19 protein-coding genes are annotated in these 20,231 nt (G+C 46.9%); 4 read left to right on the plus strand and 15 right to left on the minus strand.

Annotated elements, in window-relative coordinates:
- Window positions 1-51 precede the first annotated feature (51 nt).
- The 8 genes from V1U08_RS07925 to urtA form a co-directional block, all read right to left on the minus strand.
- On the minus strand, window positions 52-357 hold the full coding sequence (locus V1U08_RS07925; RefSeq protein ID WP_014231743.1) for an urease subunit beta: 306 nt from the start codon (window positions 355-357) through the stop codon (window positions 52-54).
- An 8-nt stretch (window positions 358-365) separates the two neighbouring features.
- The gene (gene ureA, locus V1U08_RS07930; protein ID WP_014231742.1) at window positions 366-668 is read right to left on the minus strand and encodes an urease subunit gamma; all 303 of its coding nucleotides are present in this window, start codon (window positions 666-668) and stop codon (window positions 366-368) included.
- Window positions 669-772: 104 nt separating this feature from the next.
- Window positions 773-1,630 carry an urease accessory protein UreD gene (locus V1U08_RS07935; RefSeq protein ID WP_330470357.1) on the minus strand — a complete coding sequence of 286 codons (858 nt, stop codon included), beginning with the start codon at window positions 1,628-1,630 and terminating at the stop codon, window positions 773-775.
- Window positions 1,631-1,634: 4 nt separating this feature from the next.
- On the minus strand, window positions 1,635-2,330 hold the full coding sequence (urtE, locus tag V1U08_RS07940) for an urea ABC transporter ATP-binding subunit UrtE (RefSeq protein WP_014231740.1): 696 nt from the start codon (window positions 2,328-2,330) through the stop codon (window positions 1,635-1,637).
- Window positions 2,327-3,106 (minus strand): urea ABC transporter ATP-binding protein UrtD, encoded by a 780-nt coding sequence (gene urtD, locus V1U08_RS07945; RefSeq protein ID WP_372378671.1) that lies wholly within the window; start codon window positions 3,104-3,106, stop codon window positions 2,327-2,329. Before urtD ends, urtE begins: the two co-directional genes overlap by 4 nt.
- A 53-nt stretch (window positions 3,107-3,159) precedes the next feature.
- Complete coding sequence (urtC, locus tag V1U08_RS07950) at window positions 3,160-4,245, minus strand: urea ABC transporter permease subunit UrtC (protein ID WP_014231738.1); 1,086 nt, start codon at window positions 4,243-4,245, stop codon at window positions 3,160-3,162.
- 2 nt (window positions 4,246-4,247) lie between these two features.
- Window positions 4,248-5,912, minus strand: coding sequence for an urea ABC transporter permease subunit UrtB (gene urtB, locus V1U08_RS07955; protein ID WP_330470358.1), 1,665 nt, complete (start codon window positions 5,910-5,912; stop codon window positions 4,248-4,250).
- A gap of 152 nt (window positions 5,913-6,064) precedes the next feature.
- Window positions 6,065-7,339 (minus strand): urea ABC transporter substrate-binding protein, encoded by a 1,275-nt coding sequence (gene urtA, locus V1U08_RS07960; protein WP_014231736.1) that lies wholly within the window; start codon window positions 7,337-7,339, stop codon window positions 6,065-6,067.
- A gap of 381 nt (window positions 7,340-7,720) precedes the next feature.
- On the opposite strand from urtA, the gene V1U08_RS07965 reads away from it, so the two are divergent.
- Window positions 7,721-11,032, plus strand: a complete 3,312-nt coding sequence (locus tag V1U08_RS07965; RefSeq protein WP_330470359.1) for a hybrid sensor histidine kinase/response regulator — start codon at window positions 7,721-7,723, stop codon at window positions 11,030-11,032.
- The gene (locus tag V1U08_RS07970; RefSeq protein ID WP_330470360.1) at window positions 11,010-11,912 is read left to right on the plus strand and encodes a response regulator; all 903 of its coding nucleotides are present in this window, start codon (window positions 11,010-11,012) and stop codon (window positions 11,910-11,912) included. Before V1U08_RS07965 ends, V1U08_RS07970 begins: the two co-directional genes overlap by 23 nt.
- A 79-nt stretch (window positions 11,913-11,991) precedes the next feature.
- Here V1U08_RS07970 and V1U08_RS07975 read toward each other — a convergent pair whose 3' ends face one another.
- Entirely contained in the window at window positions 11,992-12,597 is a 606-nt protein-coding gene (locus tag V1U08_RS07975) for an alpha/beta hydrolase (RefSeq protein ID WP_330470361.1), read from the minus strand.
- Between the two features lie 190 nt (window positions 12,598-12,787).
- On the opposite strand from V1U08_RS07975, the gene V1U08_RS07980 reads away from it, so the two are divergent.
- Together V1U08_RS07980 and V1U08_RS07985 are read left to right on the plus strand one after the other, a co-directional pair.
- On the plus strand, window positions 12,788-13,039 hold the full coding sequence (locus V1U08_RS07980; protein ID WP_330470362.1) for a protein phosphatase: 252 nt from the start codon (window positions 12,788-12,790) through the stop codon (window positions 13,037-13,039).
- A gap of 91 nt (window positions 13,040-13,130) precedes the next feature.
- Window positions 13,131-13,949, plus strand: coding sequence for a DNA-binding transcriptional regulator (locus V1U08_RS07985; RefSeq protein WP_020333219.1), 819 nt, complete (start codon window positions 13,131-13,133; stop codon window positions 13,947-13,949).
- Window positions 13,950-14,165: 216 nt separating this feature from the next.
- Here V1U08_RS07985 and V1U08_RS07990 read toward each other — a convergent pair whose 3' ends face one another.
- The 6 genes from V1U08_RS07990 to V1U08_RS08015 all read right to left on the minus strand — a co-directional run bounded on the left by V1U08_RS07990 (window position 14,166) and on the right by V1U08_RS08015 (window position 20,230).
- The gene (locus V1U08_RS07990) at window positions 14,166-15,524 is read right to left on the minus strand and encodes an MFS transporter (protein WP_239947986.1); all 1,359 of its coding nucleotides are present in this window, start codon (window positions 15,522-15,524) and stop codon (window positions 14,166-14,168) included.
- Window positions 15,525-15,616: 92 nt separating this feature from the next.
- The gene (dmpG, locus tag V1U08_RS07995; RefSeq protein WP_330470363.1) at window positions 15,617-16,630 is read right to left on the minus strand and encodes a 4-hydroxy-2-oxovalerate aldolase; all 1,014 of its coding nucleotides are present in this window, start codon (window positions 16,628-16,630) and stop codon (window positions 15,617-15,619) included.
- Window positions 16,631-16,641: 11 nt separating this feature from the next.
- A complete protein-coding gene (locus V1U08_RS08000) occupies window positions 16,642-17,577 on the minus strand; it encodes an acetaldehyde dehydrogenase (acetylating) (RefSeq protein WP_330470364.1) in 936 nt (311 codons plus the stop codon).
- Entirely contained in the window at window positions 17,574-18,374 is an 801-nt protein-coding gene (gene mhpD, locus V1U08_RS08005) for a 2-keto-4-pentenoate hydratase (RefSeq protein WP_330470365.1), read from the minus strand. Before mhpD ends, V1U08_RS08000 begins: the two co-directional genes overlap by 4 nt.
- Window positions 18,375-18,384: 10 nt before the next feature.
- Window positions 18,385-19,248, minus strand: coding sequence for an alpha/beta fold hydrolase (locus V1U08_RS08010; protein ID WP_065296787.1), 864 nt, complete (start codon window positions 19,246-19,248; stop codon window positions 18,385-18,387).
- Window positions 19,241-20,230: a 3-carboxyethylcatechol 2,3-dioxygenase gene (locus V1U08_RS08015; RefSeq protein ID WP_330470366.1), complete on the minus strand. Its 990-nt coding sequence runs from the start codon at window positions 20,228-20,230 to the stop codon at window positions 19,241-19,243. The genes V1U08_RS08010 and V1U08_RS08015 overlap by 8 nt, the downstream gene beginning before the upstream one ends.
- Window position 20,231: the final 1 nt, after the last annotated feature.

Below are 20,231 nucleotides of genomic sequence, written 5' to 3' on the forward strand. Positions count from 1 at the left end.
TCTCCTTAACCTTCAATGCTTAGCATCTCACTAAAGCTGGCTAAATCTGTATTAGACCTTTCCCATGACTTCACCGCGGAAGCCATAGATGGTTTTCGTTCCGTCAATCTCGACCAATTCTATGTTGCGAGTCTGCCCCGGCTCGAATCGTACTGCGGTACCAGCCGCAATGTTGAGTCGCATTCCTTTGGCTTTCTCGCGGTCAAAATCTAATGCCGGATTGGTCTCAAAAAAGTGGTAATGACTGCCAACTTGGATCGGGCGATCACCATGATTAATTACTGCCAATTGCTCAGTACGACGTCCTTTATTCAGCTCGATTGGCACGTCACTTAAAATGTATTCACCAGGCTTCATGGTTGCTCCTATTGAATCGGGTTATGAACAGTGACCAGCTTCGTGCCATCCGGAAACGTCGCTTCTACCTGCACTTCCTCTAACAGCTCTGGAATACCTTCCATCACGTCATCTTTGGTGAGCAGTGTGCGTCCATCACTCATAAGCTGGGCGACCGTTTTGCCGTCACGAGCGCCCTCCATGATTGCTGCGGAAATATAAGCAGACGCTTCTGGATAATTGAGTTTTACGCCGCGAGCGAGTCGACGCTCTGCCACTAACGCCGCGGTAAACAGCAATAACTTGTCCTTGTCTCTTGGAGATAATTCCATTTGTAAACCCTCTAACCTATGCGTTACGTCCCTAAACGTTACATTGTGACTTTTAATGCCGCTGTACTTAGCAGGCTTCGTTTAGTTAATGGACTTAATTTAAACTACGTATTCCAAATTCTCGGTGGGCATGCCGGACGCCGAAGCAGCTCTGGACGAATAAGTTGCCAGCACGCTCGCAGTTGCTGCTGAGCCTCTTCACTGCAATCACCAAGGTAACGAACTAATAAAACATTGAGTCGATAAGTGATGCTCAAAGTGCCCAGCGTATCCGCACAAAAGTGTTCACGTAGTGTTTCAACCATGCTTTGACCGTCACTCAATCCGACAACCGTTAAGGTGCCAGAGACTAAATTGCTGTTGAAACCACTGATAGCGGTCAAAAGCGGATCGTCTGCGGCTAGATATTGGCGTTCAAGTAACAGAGGCGTACCGTCTTGATAGATGGATAAACGCTGCTCAACACTTCCCTGTATGAACGGAAAGTGGCTTTTCGGGCGACCTAAACAAAAAACATCGATACCGATAAACTTCGCGTCACCGTAGAGATTGACGTTGGTGGTCAATTTACCGTGTGCCCCGTTGAAGACGATGGTTTCCATGGGTAGCCATTCACACGCAGCATTATCAACTTCGATATCGACATGCTGTTTTTGCTCGATGTTTTTACTGTCAGCCTTATAAATTTTGCCAGCAGACGGTGTGGTGATCAGCGCATGACTATCGTTTTGGCAATGAATCTGAATACTCAAATCGTCACCCGACACCAACCCACCTGGCGGATGAAGCAGATAAACGTGGCAGACATCCAATTCAGGGTAAAACGGTCGCTGCACGCGCAATGGACCTTGAAACTCCATGCGCTTCATCTGCGTTTTGTCATCGGACTTACTAAAGCCGAGGGAGAGATAAGCTGGCCAATGGCGCTGCGTTTGGGTCGACATGTTAAATACACTGTTCATCCGCTTACACCGTCAGGTATTTCTTAACTAACGTATCATCGAGCGCTTCCATTTCTCCCATCGCCACCTGACGACCACGATCAATAATGCAGAAGTTGTCAGCGACTTTACGCGCAAACGGCAGTTTCTGTTCGACGAGTAACACCGTCAGGCCAATCTCTTTATTCAGACGGCGGATAATGTCGCCAATTTCAGCGACGACATTGGGTTGAATGCCTTCAGTCGGCTCATCCAAAATCAGAAGCTTGGGGTCAATTACCAAGGCTCGACCAATCGCAAGCTGTTGCTGTTGTCCGCCAGATAAATCGCCACCCCGGCGATGCAACATCTCTTTTAAAACTGGGAACAGCTCGTAGATGAATTCCGGAACCTGTCTGGCGCCATCTTTGCGCATTGGTAGACCGATACGTAAATTCTCTTCTACCGTCAGCAACGGAAATATCTGGCGTCCCTGAGGAACATAACCTATCCCGATTGGCGCACGTTTCTCTGCGGCCATTTTGGTGATGTTTTGTCCCAAGAAGTTAATCTCGCCACTCTTGGTTGGTAACAAGCCCATGATGCATTGCAGCAACGTTGTTTTACCTACGCCATTGCGCCCCATCAGAACGGTACATTTGCCTTCTGGTATCTGCATGTCGAGATCCCACAACGTGTGGCTCTGTCCATAGAACTGGTTTAATCCTTTAATCTCAATCATGCTTCTTCTCCAAGGTAGACTTCCACGACCTTACGGTTGCTTTGAACTTGGTCCATCGTGCCTTCAGCCAATACACTGCCTTGGTGTAAAACCGTTACATCACGCGCTATTGAGCGGACAAAATCCATATCGTGTTCAACCAGCACAATCGTTCGCTCACCCGCTAATGACGTTAGAAGTTCGCCTGTTCTGTCCATCTCTTGGTGGGTCATCCCCGCAACAGGCTCATCAACCAGCAACAGTTTCGGGTTTTGCATCAGCAGCATGCCGATTTCCAGCCACTGCTTTTGACCATGAGATAATGCACCAGCCAATAAAGCACGCTGCTCGTACAGACCTATTTGCTTGAGTACGTGATCGATATGATCCACCTGGCTTGGCGTTAGTGTGGCAAACAGCGTAGAAAACACCGTTTTTGCCCCAGCCATCGCCAGCTCTAAGTTGTGAAATACCGATTGAGATTCAAACACCGTCGGCTTCTGGAATTTACGGCCGATGCCCGCTTGTGCAATTTCAGGCTCACTCATTTGCAACAAGTTAATGTTTTGACCAAACCACGCGGTACCTGTATCTGGACGGGTCTTGCCAGTGATGATGTCCATCATGGTGGTTTTACCTGCGCCATTAGGGCCAATGATGCAGCGCAATTCTCCTTCTTTAATGTAGAGATTGAGGTCGTTGATTGCTTTGAAACCATCAAACGACACGCTGATACCTTCGAGATACAACAAGCAACCATGACCGACTTTAAGCATCGGGTTAACTTGCGGCTTCATAAACTCATAAACGTGTTCGCGGTCCGTCAGCTCTTTAGCAAGGCTTAGAATGCTCATGAATGCACCTCTTTACGTTTGATTAAGCCGGTTACTCCCTTAGGCAGGAATAGCGTGACCAGAACGAACATTGCGCCTAAGCTAAACAGCCACACTTCCGGAAGCGCCGCGGTTAAGTAGGTTTTGGCGTAATTGACAGCTAAGGCACCAACCACCGCACCGTACAATGTTGCACGTCCACCCAGTGCCACCCACACGACAAGTTCAATTGAGTTAAGCGGAGAAAATTCTGAAGGGTTGATGATGCCCACCTGAGGGACATACAACGCACCTGCAATGCCAGCGAGTACCGCAGAAAAAGTGAAGATAGCTAACTTGACGTATTCCACTTTGTAGCCGGTGAAACGAGTCCGAGCTTCAGCATCACGAACGGCCATGGCAACTCGACCTAAGCGGCTAACCACAATGAATCGACAAGCCATGTACCCTAATCCAAGAGCGATGCCAGACAACGCAAACAGCGTCAAGCGCGTCGAATCCGATTGCAGGTCAAAGCCAAGGATATCTTTAAAGTCAGTTAAGCCATTGTTACCGCCAAAGCCCATCTCATTGCGGAAGAACGCCAGCAGTAATGCATACGTCAGAGCCTGAGTGATAATGGATAGGTAAACACCCGTTACACGCGAGCGAAAAGCAAACCAGCCAAACACGAAGGCGAGTATTCCAGGCGCTAACACCACCATCAACATTGCAAACCAGAACTGGTCAAAACCATGCCAGAACCAAGGTAACTCCTGCCAGTTAAGGAATACCATAAAGTCCGGCAGTTCTGGGTTGCCATACACGCCGCGATCACCAATCTGACGCATCAGATACATACCCATAGCATAGCCACCCAGCGCAAAAAAGGCGGCGTGACCTAAGCTCAGAATACCCAAATAACCCCAAACCAAATCCACTGCGACTGCCAGCAGCGCATAGGTCAGATACTTACCCATTAATGTAACGGTGTAAGTAGAAATATGAAGTGCAGATCCTTCTGCAAAGAACAGGTTCAGCGCTGGAATTAAGCAAAGCGCCGCACCCAATACAATCAAAAACATCAGTGTAGAACGATCGAACAATTTTGATTGATGATCCATGATTAACCCTCCGCCGAGCGACCCTTCTGAGGGAACAAGCCTCGGGGTTTCTTCTGAATAAATAGAATGATAAATACCAGCACCAGGATTTTAGCCAGAACGGCACCAGCCCATGGCTCCATCACTTTGTTTGCGATACCAAGCGACATACCAGCGACGAGAGTTCCCCACAAGTTGCCGACACCACCAAACACCACAACCATAAATGAGTCGATAATGTACGCCTGACCTAAATTTGGTCCCACGTTGGTGAGCTGACTAAGCGCGACACCAGCAATGCCTGCAATACCAGAACCGAGACCAAAGGTCATTGCGTCAACCCATTCCGATTTCACGCCCATTGCTCTCGCCATACTGCGATTTTGCGAAACGGCGCGAACTTCAATGCCTAAACGGGTGTAACGTAATACTGCAAACAACAGAGCAAAGACGATCAAACAGAAGATGATGATGTAAAAGCGGTTCAGGGTCAGACTTAGCAGCGGGTTAATTTCAATCACACCTTGCATCCAGTCCGGTGTTGATACCGAACGGTTCAGTGGAGAGAAAATCGTACGTACGGTCTGTTGCAAAACCAGACTGATACCAAACGTCGCCAACAAAGTTTCTAACGGTCGCCCGTATAAGAAGCGAATCACACCACGTTCGATCAATATGCCTACTGCTCCAGAAACCAAAAATGCCACAGGTATCGAAACTATGATTGACCAGCCAATATGATTCGGCATCAACGTTTGAATCACGTATGTGGTGTAAGCGCCAAGCATGATCAGTTCACCATGCGCCATGTTAATCACGCCCATAACACCAAACGTAATCGCCAGACCAATAGCGGCAAGCACCAGAACGGAACCTAAGCTCAGACCAAAAAATAAGGTTTCACCAAAATGTGCCAAACTGACGCGCTGCTCTATCAAACCGAGCGCTTTGTTTGTCGCATTGGTCAGTTCCTCATTTGGTTCTGTCGCTAAAAATTGGGTAAGTGCATTGCGTGCGGTTGGCTGATAGCTATCGCCTAACGTCGCTATCGCTTTTTCTTGTACCGCTTGATCGCTTGAGTGTTCTAACTGATAAATGGCTAATGCTGTATCCAACACTTGTTGAACATCTGTATCCGCTTCACTAACACGCGCTTTCTCTAACAAGGTATAAGTTTGTTCATTCAGGTCACCCATTAACTGTGTGACCGCATTGATACGCGTACCGGGATCGGAATGTCGAATATTCAGCGCTGCCAACTGGGCTTTAATTTCGCCGCGAATCTGGTTGTTAATCCCGATTTTTTTAACGGAACGGCGTTTGACGAGCAGTGGCTCTGCCGACGCTTCGGCAAAAAGAGGGGTGACTAAATACTGACTGCCCTTTTTCTCGACAATTTTGACTAATTGCTTGGACTCTTTATCAAGATAGATATCACCGCTGAATAGGAGTTCGAGAACTTGAATTGAACGCTCGTCGCCACTCTCTCCAATGTTGATAACAGCCTGGCTGATTTGATCATAGTCGCGTGTCGCAAGACGTTGTAGCTCACTCTCTAACCCTGTCGTTGAGGCTAGAGTTTGAGCAGATATAAATAGGCTAAAAAGAACAACGGTAACATGCGAAGCCGAGGAAAATATCCCATGGCAACATTGAGTTAGTCGCTGGAAAATGGATGCGTAAAACATCGTAGGCAAACCTCTGGTTAAACGAATATTCTTCTCGAGTGAACGGAAAAATAAACAAAAGACTCGAATAAGTGACAGTGCCACGTATGAGTTAAAGGCACTGTCACTAACGTTTAACGATTGAACTCTGCTAAGAGAGCGTGATGGTCAACTTAGAAGTTTTGACCAGAACATTTGCCAGTTTTGGTGTTGTAGTTACCGCAAGATAACGGTTGACGCCAATCCGAGATAAGGTCTTTTGAACCCGGTAGGAAATCTGACCATGCATCACCAGCCACTAATCCCGACGTTTTCCATACGGTTTCAAACTGGCCATCGTCTTGGATTTCGCCGATAAGAACGGGTTTAGTGATGTGATGGTTAGGCATCATTGCGGAGTAACCGCCAGTCAAATTAGGAACGGTCACGCCGACAAGCGCATCACCAACAACAGCTGGATCGGTTGTGCCTGCTTTCTTAACTGCCTCAACCCACATGTTGAAACCAATGTAATGCGCTTCCATTGGGTCGTTGGTTACGCGCTCATCGTTCTTGATGAACTTGTGCCATTTTTCGATGAACTCGTCATTCACGTCGGATTCAACGCTCATGAAGTAGTTCCATGCCGCCAAATGGCCAACCAAAGCAGAGGTATCCATACCGGACAACTCTTCTTCACCCACAGAGAATGCCACTACTGGAATGTCATCTGCTGAGATACCTTGGTTACCTAGCTCTTTATAGAACGGTACGTTAGCGTCACCGTTGATGGTAGAAACCACTGCTGTTTTCTTACCTGTAGAACCGAATTTTTTAATATCTGAAACGATTGACTGCCAATCAGAATGACCAAATGGTGTGTAATTGATCATGATATCGGCTTCAGCCACGCCTTTTTCTTTTAAGTATGCTTCAAGAATTTTGTTGGTAGTGCGTGGGTAAACGTAATCTGTTCCAGCTAAAACCCAACGCTCTACGCCTTGGTCAAGAAGATAGTCGACTGCTGGAATAGCTTGTTGGTTTGGCGCAGCCCCTGTGTAGAATACGTTTTTAGAAGACTCCTCTCCCTCGTACTGAACTGGGTAGAACAATAGGCTATCGAGCTCTTCAAAAACAGGAAGCACAGACTTACGAGATACTGACGTCCAGCAACCAAACACTGCATCAACTTTGTCTTTGGAGATTAATTCACGCGCTTTTTCCGCAAACAAAGGCCAGTCAGAAGCTGGGTCCACAACCACCGCTTCAAGTTTTTTACCTAGTAAGCCACCTTTTTTATTTTGTTCATCAATCAGCATCAACATCGTATCTTTGAGTGTTGTTTCACTGATTGCCATGGTGCCCGATAGAGAGTGAAGTACACCGACCTTGATGGTGTCTTCTGCCATTGCGTATCCACTCAGTAATGATGCCGCTAATACCGAAGTCGCCAAGAAATTCCGTTTCATTTGTCTTCTTCCTTTCAATAATTTGTTGATAACAAATACTAATTCACGTCGCGATGTTACTTATCCTTTGGATAAATCCTGCTGACTAAATGAACGAGTTTGAGTATTGACCAGAATGGAAAGTTTGAATATGCGCGGTTCGTGCATAAAAACTACGTATAATTACGCATAGGTGGAAAAATAAATGAGAGCTATAATTGCGCGCGTACAAGGTGCACAGGACGTGCATTTGATAGTTTGAGCCACCAAATTGAAAAGTACTTGTACTCAAACGACACTGTTAATTCTCAAGGATGAAGAGTTATCTCTATACAAAAAGTCACCGTAACCCGACGCAAATACAATAAATTAGTCGGTAACGAGCTACTCGAAGATTTCGCGTTGCGCTTTACTGCTAAGCGTGCACGAAAATGGTCGGCCAGTTGGATCGCGAATACCGCACTCGGTATCGTTTCGTTTTTGGTGCTCGAAGCACTTGGTGGAACGATCACACTCAATTACGGTGTCACCAATTCACTTTGGGCGATTCTCGCCGTTGCTTTGGTCGTCATTTTTTCTGGTATACCCATCTGTTATTACGCCGCGAAGCACGGTGTCGATATTGATCTACTTAGCCGAGGGGCGGGTTTCGGCTATATCGGCTCTACCATCGCCTCGCTCATTTACGCCTCATTCACGTTCATCTTCTTTGCTTTGGAAGCAGCGATCATGTCGATGGCTATCGAACTGTTGTTTGATATACCTTTGGCTATCGCTTACGTGATCAGCTCCGTCCTCGTTATTCCCCTTGTCGTACTTGGGATTACCAATATCGGGCGCTTTCAAATGTGGTCTCAACCTATTTGGCTGATGCTACAAATCATACCGTTGATCTACGTTTTTACTCATGAAGACGCCAAGATTGATGAATGGCTAAGTTACACAGGCGTAAACGATGTCGGCTCTGACTTCAACTGGCTACTTTTTGGCTCTGCTTCAGCAGTATTGCTTGCGGTTGTGGCTCAAATCGGCGAGCAAGTCGATTTTCTACGCTTCCTTCCCGCTAAAGAGCGTTGCGGTAAATTAAAATGGTGGAGCGCCATGTTGTTAGGCGGCCCCGGTTGGATGATTTTTGGATCAATGAAGCTCGTGTTAGGCAGCTTTTTAGCCTGGTTAGCCATCAGTCACGGCGTGCTGCCGAATCTTGCCGGCGATCCTGCACACATGTATTTTACTGTGTTCAGTTATACCTCGGACAACACGCAACTGGCTTTACTGGCTGCGGGCCTGTTTGTGATCATTTCCCAGTTAAAAATCAATGTGGCAAATGCCTACGCTGGCTCACTAGCTTGGTCAAACTTCTTTTCTCGTCTAACTCACCACCATCCCGGCCGGGTGGTTTGGATGGTGTTCAACGTATTGATCGCCCTACTTCTGATGGAGCTTGGCGTGTATCAGCTTATCGAACAGACCTTACAAGTCTACTCCGTGCTGGTACTGGCCTGGATAGGGTCCATTGTCGCAGATTTGGTCATTAACAAACCTTTGGGGTTGAGTCCAAAAACCATCGAATTCAAGCGTTCTAAACTCTACGACATTAATCCAGTCGGTGTGGGTTCCATGCTGATAGCCTCCGCTATTGGCATTACAGCACATCTGGATTTTTACGGAGAAGTAGCCAGAGCCTTTGCCTCATACATCGCTTTTGCGTTGCCGTTTCTGACCGTACCCATCATCGCATTGCTTACCAAAAGCCGTTATTACTTGGTCCGCAATGATGTCATCGTAACCAGCGGAGATGAGGAGCACCAATGCTCAGTCTGTGAACACACCTTTGAGCATGAAGATATGGCACTATGCCCGGCGTATGGGGGTCATATCTGTTCACTATGTTGCTCGTTGGATGTCCGCTGTCATGATAACTGCCGTCCTGATGCAACCTTTAGCGCACAATTAAAACAGATACTGTCGCCCTACTTTTCCTCAACCTGGGTTAATCGGCTTTCATCCACCATTGCGCACTTCGTCATTGTGATGCTGACAGTAAGCTTAGCGATGGGAAGTATTCTGGCACTGGCATATTCTCAAATCCCCCAACTAGAACAAGTGCACATGGATTCCATTTCAAATGGATTAATTAATGCGTTTGCTCTTCTGCTTATCCCAATTGGCATCATCAGTTGGTTGTTCGTTCTAGCTCGTACGAGTAACCGAACGGCAGTCAAAGAGTTAAAATCGCATACCGCGCTGCTGACTAAAGAGGTGAACGCGCACCACAAAACTTCTCAGGCATTGCAGCAAGCGAAGCGTTCAGCAGAAACAGCGAATAACGCCAAAAGCCGATACCTCGCGAGCCTGAGTCACGAGCTGCGAACTCCGTTAAACATTCTGCTTGGCTATGCGCAATTATTGAGTTCGGACAACAAGCTGGACAAACAAACGAGACAGTATGCTGAGGTTTTAAAACGCAATGGCAAACACCTGTCTGACATGATCGAAGGCTTGTTAGAGATTTCAAAAATTGAAGCGGGACGCTTAGAACTACACCGAGATGAATTTAGCCTCATCGCACTGCTGGAACAGCTCGTCGATATGTTTTCCATGCAAGCAAAACGTAAAGGGCTGGAGTTTGAATTTGAAACCTCCGGTTACTTACCGACGTTCGTTGCAACAGACAAACAACGCTTACGCCAGATACTCATCAATTTGCTAGGCAACGCGATCAAATATACCGAAACAGGTACCATCATTTTTAAAGTGAGCTATCGCAATCAGGTGGTGCATTTTACGGTGCAAGACACAGGCATTGGTTTATCCGAACAAGATTTGGGGCTGATATTTAAACCATTCGAACGAATTAAAAACCAAAAGACCGAAGCGATTCATGGCTCCGGACTGGGGTTAACCATTTCGAATGCTTTAGCGGAGATCATGGGCGGCGAAATTTCCTGCACCAGTAAAGTCGACTACGGCAGTGCATTCGTATTAAAGCTGATGCTCCCTGAAGTAAAAGATGGGCGTCCTGAACCGGAGCTTTTAAGCGATGCCGTGATTGGCTACAACGGGGACCGAAAAACGATCATGATCGTTGACGATATCGAAGATCAACGTCAATTGATGTCTCGAATTCTGACACCTCTGGGCTTTAATGTTTTGTTGGCAGAGAATGCGCCACAAGCTCTCAAGCTAGTAAAACAGCATCATGTCGATCTGTTTATGCTGGATATTTTTATGCCACAAGTAAATGGCTGGCAACTGGCGATCCAATTGCGCAAGGAAGACTTCCGCCAACCCATCCTGATGTTATCCGCTAACATTCAAGAACTGGAAACCAATAACCAACTCCAACGCTACCATAATGACTATTTAACCAAGCCCGTTTCTGTGCCTATGTTGCTTGCCAAGCTCAATCGCTTACTCGACATTGATTGGCTTTATGATGAAACCAGTAATCAAGCATCAGACCTCAAAACCGAGATCGTTCACGTGCCGCACCAAACGATCCCGGCTTATGAGCAATTGGTTAAGCTACGTGAATACGCAGAAATTGGTTTTTTGTCTGGAGTGAGCGGCGAACTAGATAAAATCGAACAGGGTTTAGCTGGAAATAGCGATTGGGTTGAGAAGCTGAAACAACACCTGCAGGAATGTAACTTCAACAATATTATCTTGCAAATAAATGGAATGATTAATGAGCATTATAACAAGCAATAACATCACAGTGTTGGTCGTGGATGACTCACCTGAATCTCTCAGCATGTTAAACGCCACGTTGAATCAGGCTGGGCTTACGGTACTCGTCGCGCTCAATGGCGTTCAGGCTCTCACTATTGTAGAGAAAGTGCAGCCCGACGTGATCTTGCTTGATGCCATCATGCCTGAGATGGACGGGTTTGATACCTGTGTTCGACTCAAAGAGCTTTTGCCTTCAACACCCATTATCTTTATGACTGGCTTAAATGACTCGAAACATGTCATGCGTGGGTTTGAATCCGGCGGCACCGATTACATCACCAAACCCGTCGTTCCTGATGAGGTACTCGCCCGAATCAAAGTCCATAGCCAATCTGCCCGTCTGGCAAAGTCGGCACAAGCGGCTTTAGATTACGCGGGGCAATATATTTTTTGCGTCTCCAGTAACGGTAATCTGGAATGGGCGACACCTCATGCTCAGGAGTTACTTTCTTCACTGGGTGACGACTTTTCTAAAACATGGCAAAAAATCCAACAAGATATCGCCATTTGGTTGATGCAGTCCCCGGCAGATACCCCACTCACCTTAAAACAGTTTTCTCCTCCGCTAGAAGCCAGTTACGCGGGCGATTACAACCGTATTCACTCGCTAGTGCGTATTTCGACGCCCAAGCAGAACGGTTCAGAGAAAGATCTTCAAACCCATTTAGGTTTAACCAAAAGAGAATCACAAGTGCTCTACTGGCTTTCATTTGGTAAGACAAACTGGGAGATTGCCCAAATTTTAGAAATGAGTCCTCGAACAGTGAACAAGCATCTCGAACAGATTTATAAGAAGCTCGACGTCGATAACCGCACCTCAGCAGCAAGCGTATCAATCAGAATATTGGAGCGGGCTTAAGTCAGTCTGACTATCCTACCCTTAAGCACTTTTACTAAAGCAGTAAAAGTGCTTACGTTATCCGGGAATTGACGGGTTATTAGCTAAAACACTTCTTAATAAATTCCGCGGCAGCCATCGCCCCCTCTGGGGAAATCGTATGTTGTGTATGATCTTCATAACGAGCTTCCACGGTAAAACCTAAGTCCGTCAATTGCTCTTTCGCTTTTTCACTTTCTGACCATGGAATAACAGGATCACTTTTTCCGTGCACAAGAAACACGGGTATCTCGCAATTTTTTTCATAAGGTTGAGGAGAAGATAGACGCCCTGAGAACGCGACAACTCCCACCAGCGGATAGCGACTACGCACTAACGCATCTAAAGACATAATCGATCCCTGCGAAAAGCCAACAAACACAATCTTGTCTCTGTCCGGATCAATGCCTTGCTCTGAGAAAATCTGGCTAATCGTCTCATCAAAACTTTCTCTGGCTTGATAAATTCGTTGCGGGCGATTTTCATTCGTCACTCCAATCAGGCTAAACCATTGAAACCCTTCAGCACCCTGGTCAAAATGAAACGGCGCGTCAGGAGACAAAAATACGGTATCCGGCAGTACAGGCTTCCAGAAATCACCCAGCGCACTTAAATCTTTACCATTGCTTCCGACACCGTGAAGCAAAATCACCACTTGTTTCGACATAACGATTAATCCTTTATACAGTTTTAGAGCCCATACTAACCTGAGCCAATGCAATAATTAAATTGTGTTTAAGACCATGGTTAACAACACAATTCGTATTTCTTAAACTTGATATCCGCCAATGACTTCCTGATTTATTACTTTACTCTGGTATCAGGTATCGTTGAGTAACTCTTTCAGGGAATCCTGCATGGCAACCGTACTCACAAGTCACACCCATCCTTTACAGATAGCTGAAGTCAAAACCCATTCAAGTTATGGTGGAGTTGGTATTACATTCTGCACAGGTAAACACGATAGGTTAGCCATCGCAAGTATATGGGAAAGAAACCTCCATGTTGATTTAGATACCATTAAAGTCTGGGAAGCCCATACCGTTATTACCTTGCTGGAGTCTTCCGAAATGTTTGAGCTTAAATGCTCAAGTTTGGAGAATAAGTAACGCGTAGAGGAATTAACACCACGCAGCGCAACGTATTATCCAGTGAAATCGTTTATTCTATTCCGCAACGTCAAACAAGCTGCGTTCTTCCATGAGCCAAGATCAATCATCGAATTACAAAACTGTACAGGGTTTAACCCGTGGGCTGTATTTACTCAATATACTTAATCGCCTTGATGGTGGTGCGAGTGTGCGTCAGTTATCAGAGTTAAGTGGTATTCACCGGACAACGGTCAAACGTATACTTGAAACCCTCAAAAGTGAGGGTTATGTACGTTACAGTGATTCTGACAATAGCTTTCGCTTGACCATGAAAGTGCGAGAGTTAAGTGAAGGGTTTCGAGATGAACAATGGATCTCTGCTGTAGCCGCTCCGTTACTTGGAGGTTTGTTAGAAAAAGTGGTCTGGCCTACCGACATCACTACTTTGGATGTCGATGCGATGGTAGTCCGCGAAACGACCCACCGTTACAGCCGTTTATCATTTCACCGCGCGATGGTAGGACGCCGTTTACCTATCTTACAAACTGCATGTGGACTGACCTATCTCGCCTTTTGTCCGCAAAACGAACGGAGCAATATCCTGACCATTCTCGCTGAGCGAGATGAACCCGAGTATCAGCTGGCCAGAGAACCACAAGAATTAGACAAGATACTGCAACACATCAGAGAAAAAGGTTATGGCGAAAATAACCAGAGCTGGCAGCAAGAGAATAAAATCGCGGCTATCGCCGTTCCAATCCATGACGAGGACCGCTTACTTGGCTGTCTGAACCTGGTTTACATTGCTAAAGCCATGTCTTTAGATAAAGCCGCAGAAAACTATTTGGCTGATTTACAAGATGTTGCTAAGCAAATTGAATCAGGTGTTTCAGAAAATACTATCCGCTTTGGTTATCCTGTACAGTAATAATACCAATCGTAGTAAATAACTGATCATTCTAGCTTGTTAAAACACTCGATAACGGCGTTAAAATTTTTGATTGTAGAATAACTACTTATCAAAAAATTTCGCCTTGTTCTCAAGCATTTTCCCTACGCTATTTCTGAACACTTACTTACTGTGATTGGTATAAAAACCAGTCGCAAGACTGGTTTTTTATTACTCAAATGACTGAGAGATGGTTTATATCGCTTGTTTCGCCTTTGCATGAAGCGATACTGTCTCTTGTTTAACGGCAGCGGTTTCTTTGGACAAGTAAACACCAATACCCGTTACTGCACACAACACACAGAACAACATCGCAATATAGTGAGTGTTCGTCCCTCCACCGGCCTGCTCAAGTAAGGCCTGAGCGATAATTGGCGTAAAGCCAGCACCGATCAGTGAAGTTAATTGATACGTTAGCGACAACCCGGTGTAACGAGTACGAGTAGTAAACTTCTCACTGATAAAAGCGCCCATTGGTCCATACATGACTGCCTGGATGATCGGGTTACCGATGATAAAGCCCAATAACATCATCCACGGATTTTCGTGACTGATTAATTCGAACATTGGCCAAATCAAAATCATACCCAGTACGACACCAGTCAGCATAACTGGACGACGACCATATCGGTCGGAAATAGCGGCCATCAGAGGAATGGTGAATATATGCAGCGTATTAGCAATTGTCAGCATTAATAATGCATCGCTGCGACTGTGACCAATGGACACCGCATAAGTAAGAGCAAAGGTCGCTAATAGGGATTGAATGAAAAGTGGAGCGATGCCAGATAAGGTGCCTAAGCCAATCTCTTTAGATGAACTACGAAACAGCTCAACAATTGGCACGCTGGCGGATTCAGATTTTTGTGCTTCTTTGGCTTTCGCCTGTTCAAAGTCAGGCGATTCTGTGACCCTGTGACGTAGATACAAGCCAATCACCACCAGCAATGCCGACAATAGGAACGGTATACGCCAGCCCCAGCTCATAAACTGCTCTTCTGGCATTAACGAAAATCCGCCCAAAACCAGAGTCGCAAGTACAGCGCCTGAAGGCCCGCCTGACACTGCGATACTTGCGCCTAAGCCTTTGGACTTTTTGCCTGAGTGTTCCATTGCCATCAGGGTTGCACCAGCCCATTCCCCACCAACGGCCAGACCCTGCAAAATTCTCAATAGAAGAAGCGCGATTGGCGCTGCGATACCAATAGTTTGGTAAGTCGGTAGCAAACCGATCAATATCGACACGATTCCCATTACCATCAGGGTAATAAATAAGATCTGTTTTCGGCCATATTTGTCGCCGAAGTGGCCAAAAAGCAGGCCGCCTATTGGCCTCGCAATATAACCGGTTGCTAAGGTAAGAAACGACAGAATGATTCCCAGACCTGGGTCTAAGTCGCTAAAGAATAATGCAGGAAACACCAGACTTGCTGCACTTCCGTATAACAGAAAGTCATAGTATTCAACGGTTGAGCCAAGATAACTTGAAATGACCGCTCGGCGGCTTTCACGCTTTTTCTGTTTCAACTCTGCTTCACGTATTGGATTAGACATATTCCTCACTCCATGTAGGGATGGCCAGTATCGGCGTGGGATACCGGCTCTTAATATTTATTATTTAATGAGTGTTTTTACACAGAGAACGACTATCGGTTTTTCAGCAAATCAAGCGCAACATCGACGATCATATCCTCTTGACCACCGACCATGCGTCGCTTACCAAGCTCAACCAGAATATCTACGGTATTTAAACCGTAACGTTCTGCTGCACGCTCAGCATGACGTAAGAAACTCGAGTAAACACCGGCATAGCCAAGTGCAAGCGTTTCACGGTCTACACGAACCGGGCGCTCTTGCAGTGGTCGCACAATGTCATCTGCAGCGTCCATCAATGCGTATAAATCGGTGCCATGATTCCAGCCAAGTTTGTCTGCCGCAGCAATAAAGGCCTCCAGTGGTGCGTTACCTGCCCCCGCGCCCATGCCCGACAAACTCGCATCGATACGGTTACAGCCTTCTTCAACCGCCACCAAACTGTTGGCGACACCCAAGCTCAAATTGTGATGAGCGTGAATACCCGTTTCAGTTTGCGGGTCCAACACTTCTTTCAGAGCGCGGAAACGATTACGAATGTCCTGCATGGTCATCGCACCACCCGAGTCCACCACGTAAATACAGGTAGCGCCGTAGCTTTCCATTTTTTTCGCTTCCAGTGCTAAGTTCTGTGGCGTTGTCATGTGGCTCATCATTAAAAAGCCAACCGTATCCATACCTAGCTTACGTGCATGCTCAATGTGCTGACGGGATACATCCGCTTCGGTACAGTGAGTCGCGACACGTACGATTCGCGCACCTGCGTTATAAGCGTTTTCAAGATCGTGAACACTACCAATTCCCGGCAATAGCAAGGTAGCAACTTTGGCATAGCTTAATTCTTCAGCAACCGCCTCAATCCACTCCAGATCGGTGTGAGCGCCAAAGCCATAGTTGAAACTAGAACCTTGTAAGCCGTCACCGTGAGCAACTTCGATTGAGTCAACTTTGGCATTATCAAGCGCACGCGCTATCGACTTAACTTGCTCAATGGAGTACTGGTGACGAACCGCATGGCAACCATCACGCAATGTCACATCTGAGATATACAGTTTTTGTTCATTCATGAGGGTCTTCCTTATTGGTTCAGACAAGATTGAGCGATACGTTCTGCGGTCGCCATAGCCGCACAAGTCATAATATCGAGGTTGCCAGCATAAGCAGGGAGATAATGGGCAGCCCCTTCGACTTCAATAAAAGCAGACACTTTGAGCCCACTGAACTCACCGTAACCCGGAAGCGTAACTGGCTTGTCTTCGCCAATCGATTCAAACTGAACCGCTTGTTTTAGACGATAACCCGGTACGTAGCTTTGAACCGCGCTGACCATTTCTTCGATTGATGCGCGGACTTTGTCTTCATCTTTGCTGTCACAAAGTACGTGGACAGTGTCACGCATCATCAGAGGTGGCTCTGCCGGATTCAGAATGATGATCGCCTTACCTTTCTTCGCGCCGCCTACTGTTTCAATGGCTTTAGAAGTGGTTTCGGTAAACTCGTCGATATTCGCGCGCGTACCTGGTCCTGCCGATTTACTGCTGATCGACGCAATAATCTCTGCATAATGCACGGTGGCTACTTGCGCTACCGCCGCAACAACAGGAATGGTTGCCTGCCCGCCACAAGTGACCATATTGACGTTATTCTTCGCAAGGTTTTGCTCCAGATTCACGACTGGAACGCAATAAGGACCAATCGCTGCCGGAGTTAAGTCAATCAGCTTAATGCCTGGTTTTGCCTCACGCAGAAGAGCATCATTACTGATGTGCGCGTTAGCCGAAGTCGCATCAAAAACGATATCGATGTCATTAAACTCTGGCAATTTAATCAAACCTTCCACACCTTCATGAGTGGTGGTAACCCCCATTCGACGTGCTCTGGCCAAGCCATCCGATTCAGGGTCAATCCCAACCATGACACTCATGGTCAAATGTTGGCTATTGCGCAGCACTTTTATCATTAAGTCAGTGCCGATATTGCCTGAGCCAATAATCGCTACCTTCGTGGTTTTCATTTTTCACTCTCCTCTTGTTCTGTAAAGGAGACTGACACACGACCAACTCCTGTAATTTCGGCATCGAAACGGTCACCCGGCTGCACCGCTGCCATCGGGCCTAGCGCACCTGTCAATACCACATCACCAGCACGCAATGGCTCGCCGAATGCGCTCATGGTGCGAGCCAGCCAAACTGCTGCATTTAATGGGTTGCCAAGACACTCCGAACCGTCACCTTGGGATACGACTTCGTTGTTGCGTGACATCGTCATGGTTGCGCCACGGAAATCTAAGCCGTCAACGGTTCGAGCAGGTCCGCCAAGTACATATAAACCACTGGATGCGTTGTCCGCCACGGTATCAACAAACTTAATATCCCAGTCACGAATGCGGCTACCTACGATTTCTAAAGCGGGTACAACCCAGCCAATCGCATCCATTACTTCGCCTATAGTCGGGTCACTTTGCGGTAAGTCTTTCGCCAAAATCAGTGCGATTTCCGCTTCAATTTTCGGCTGCATGACCGCTTCATAGGGCACTACTTCATTGTCGCCAACACACATATCAGAGAAGAGCGTGCCGAAGTCAGGTTGATCAACCCCTAACTGCGCCTGAACTTTAGGGTTAGTCAGACCGATTTTACGCCCAACGATGCGACGACCTTGCTCAACCGCCACCGATACATTCATACGTTGGATAGCGTAAGCTTGCTGTACACCGGCGCCTTCGATCTCATCACGCAGTGGTGAGATTGGCAGGTTATGCAGTTCCGCTTCACGCAGTCTCTCTGCCAGTTGTTCTATCTTGTCAGACATGGCTAACTCCTTAATGCTGAATGAAGTCGACAACCAAACGGTTGAATGTGTCAGCATGTTCCCACTGCACCCAGTGACCGCACTGGTTGAAAACGTGCAGTTGAGCCTGTGGAATGCCAGCCATCAAACGTAAGCTGGTATCAAACGGAACAAAGCGGTCTTGGCGACCCCAAATGACCAATGTATCGGCTTTGATCTCGCCTAATCTCGCAGAGAAATCCGGGAATTGTTTTGGATTGGCTTCCAGACTTTTAACAAAATTGTCGAGGTGATCCTGACGAGCAAGAATGTTATTCAAACGAGTCTGGAACAACTCTTCGGTAAGATCGCTGGTATCGAAGACGAAGATATCCATCATCGCTTTTAGGTTTTCGATAGTTGGCTCGCGGTAAAGTTGATTTAGGCGCTTAATACCTTCTGCCGGCATTGGTGTGAACAAGCTCGCACCGCCAGTGCCGCCACCCATCAGAATCAATTTACCTACGCGTTCTGGGTAGGAAAGAGTGAATGCGACAGCCGAGTGCCCACCCATGGAGTTGCCGATTAAATGCGCTCGCTCAATATCCAACGCGTCTAACACACCTTTTAATGCGGTTGCGTTTAGGTCGGAACGAGATTGAGTAGAGACTATTGAGTCACTCTTTCCCCAACCCGGACAGTCAAGAAGGATGACGCGATAACCAGCATTGACTAAAGGCTCAATATTACGGTTAAAGTTAGCCCAGCCCGTAGCACCCGGTCCTGAACCGTGTAGCATCACTACGACTTCACTCCCTTCACCGCAATCGTTGTAATGCAGTTTGAGGTTGAGGTCTCCTTCCTCAATTTGAACAAATTTGCTTGTCTCTTGTTCAGTAAAAATTAGTTTAGACATTCCTATACTCCTCGTTTACAGCTTTAGTTTTTGTGTTCTTTGTCGTGGTTGCACTCATAGATCCAAATCCGGCGATCCACTCTGGTATCTCGCGGTAATAGCAACCTTCAGTTTTGTAAGGTCCGTAAGCAGATAGCGCCGCGCATGCCGCCACCCAGGTTTTCACTTCATGAGTGGACTTTCCGGCAATATCTGACAGGTCCTGATTGTTCATTGCATCCAGCTTGCTTATTTGCCCGTTGGCCAGATCGTGCATAAAGGCGCGATCCCATTCCGGATTTAGTGGATGTAACGTGTTTTGGTCATAGGTAAATTCAACCGCAGCGTTGATCACTCTTTGGGTGCGAGCGATACGTTCATCTTCAGGAAGGCATCGACCGCTGCCTTTTAATCGGTCTGCGATATGCTCGTTGGCAGTGGCTAGCTCAGGTACTGGCGGCTGGTGTGATAAACCGCCGGAAGCCAGAAATAACACGCGCTTGTTTACGCTCTTGGCGTATTCACCGATGGCTTCACCCAGTAAGCGAGCTCGCTGAAAACCGGGCATTGGGGGCGCAACACCGTTGATAAACACCGGGATAACCGGAACGCGATCCAGACTGCCTAACAGAAACTCGAGAGGTTGAGCAAAACCGTGGTCTACTTGCATGTTGTAAGAAACCGCTGCGTCCACCCCTTTAGCCAGCACGTATTGTGCGCACCCTTCAGCAAGCTCTTGAGGGACGTTTAACGGGCCAGCTAAAGTGCCAAAATCACCAATCGCATGAGCGGCCATTCCGATACAAAACGACGGCATAACATCGTAGAAAAATCCGTTGTAATGATCAGGTGAAAACAGGATCACCAACTCTGGGTCAAATTCATCAATGCGCTGTTTGGCGCCAGCGATAACGCGGTTAACTTCATTGATAACCTCCTGAGGGGGATCAAAATGACCGACTAATGGTGTATGCGACAAGCAGTGCAAATAGGCTTTACTCATA

Origin of the sequence: Vibrio sp. YYF0003 (assembly GCF_036350715.1) — a bacterium.
GTDB lineage: Bacteria > Pseudomonadota > Gammaproteobacteria > Enterobacterales > Vibrionaceae > Vibrio > Vibrio natriegens.

What these genes read in the sequence shown, in the direction of transcription:
- urtE (WP_014231740.1), bottom strand. Translation starts at nt 2,330, where the DNA reads ATGATTGAGATTAAAGGATTAAACCAGTTCTATGGACAGAGCCACACG.
- urtB (WP_330470358.1), bottom strand. Translation starts at nt 5,912, where the DNA reads ATGTTTTACGCATCCATTTTCCAGCGACTAACTCAATGTTGCCATGGG.
- V1U08_RS08000 (WP_330470364.1), bottom strand. Translation starts at nt 17,577, where the DNA reads ATGAAAACCACGAAGGTAGCGATTATTGGCTCAGGCAATATCGGCACT.
- V1U08_RS07970 (WP_330470360.1), top strand. Translation starts at nt 11,010, where the DNA reads ATGAGCATTATAACAAGCAATAACATCACAGTGTTGGTCGTGGATGAC.
- urtD (WP_372378671.1), bottom strand. Translation starts at nt 3,106, where the DNA reads ATGAAGCCGCAAGTTAACCCGATGCTTAAAGTCGGTCATGGTTGCTTG.
- V1U08_RS07975 (WP_330470361.1), bottom strand. Translation starts at nt 12,597, where the DNA reads ATGTCGAAACAAGTGGTGATTTTGCTTCACGGTGTCGGAAGCAATGGT.
- ureA (WP_014231742.1), bottom strand. Translation starts at nt 668, where the DNA reads ATGGAATTATCTCCAAGAGACAAGGACAAGTTATTGCTGTTTACCGCG.
- V1U08_RS08010 (WP_065296787.1), bottom strand. Translation starts at nt 19,248, where the DNA reads ATGTCTAAACTAATTTTTACTGAACAAGAGACAAGCAAATTTGTTCAA.
- V1U08_RS08015 (WP_330470366.1), bottom strand. Translation starts at nt 20,230, where the DNA reads ATGAGTAAAGCCTATTTGCACTGCTTGTCGCATACACCATTAGTCGGT.
- V1U08_RS07990 (WP_239947986.1), bottom strand. Translation starts at nt 15,524, where the DNA reads ATGTCTAATCCAATACGTGAAGCAGAGTTGAAACAGAAAAAGCGTGAA.
- V1U08_RS07935 (WP_330470357.1), bottom strand. Translation starts at nt 1,630, where the DNA reads ATGAACAGTGTATTTAACATGTCGACCCAAACGCAGCGCCATTGGCCA.
- dmpG (WP_330470363.1), bottom strand. Translation starts at nt 16,630, where the DNA reads ATGAATGAACAAAAACTGTATATCTCAGATGTGACATTGCGTGATGGT.
- urtC (WP_014231738.1), bottom strand. Translation starts at nt 4,245, where the DNA reads ATGGATCATCAATCAAAATTGTTCGATCGTTCTACACTGATGTTTTTG.
- V1U08_RS07925 (WP_014231743.1), bottom strand. Translation starts at nt 357, where the DNA reads ATGAAGCCTGGTGAATACATTTTAAGTGACGTGCCAATCGAGCTGAAT.
- V1U08_RS07985 (WP_020333219.1), top strand. Translation starts at nt 13,131, where the DNA reads ATGAGCCAAGATCAATCATCGAATTACAAAACTGTACAGGGTTTAACC.
- V1U08_RS07980 (WP_330470362.1), top strand. Translation starts at nt 12,788, where the DNA reads ATGGCAACCGTACTCACAAGTCACACCCATCCTTTACAGATAGCTGAA.
- mhpD (WP_330470365.1), bottom strand. Translation starts at nt 18,374, where the DNA reads ATGTCTGACAAGATAGAACAACTGGCAGAGAGACTGCGTGAAGCGGAA.
- urtA (WP_014231736.1), bottom strand. Translation starts at nt 7,339, where the DNA reads ATGAAACGGAATTTCTTGGCGACTTCGGTATTAGCGGCATCATTACTG.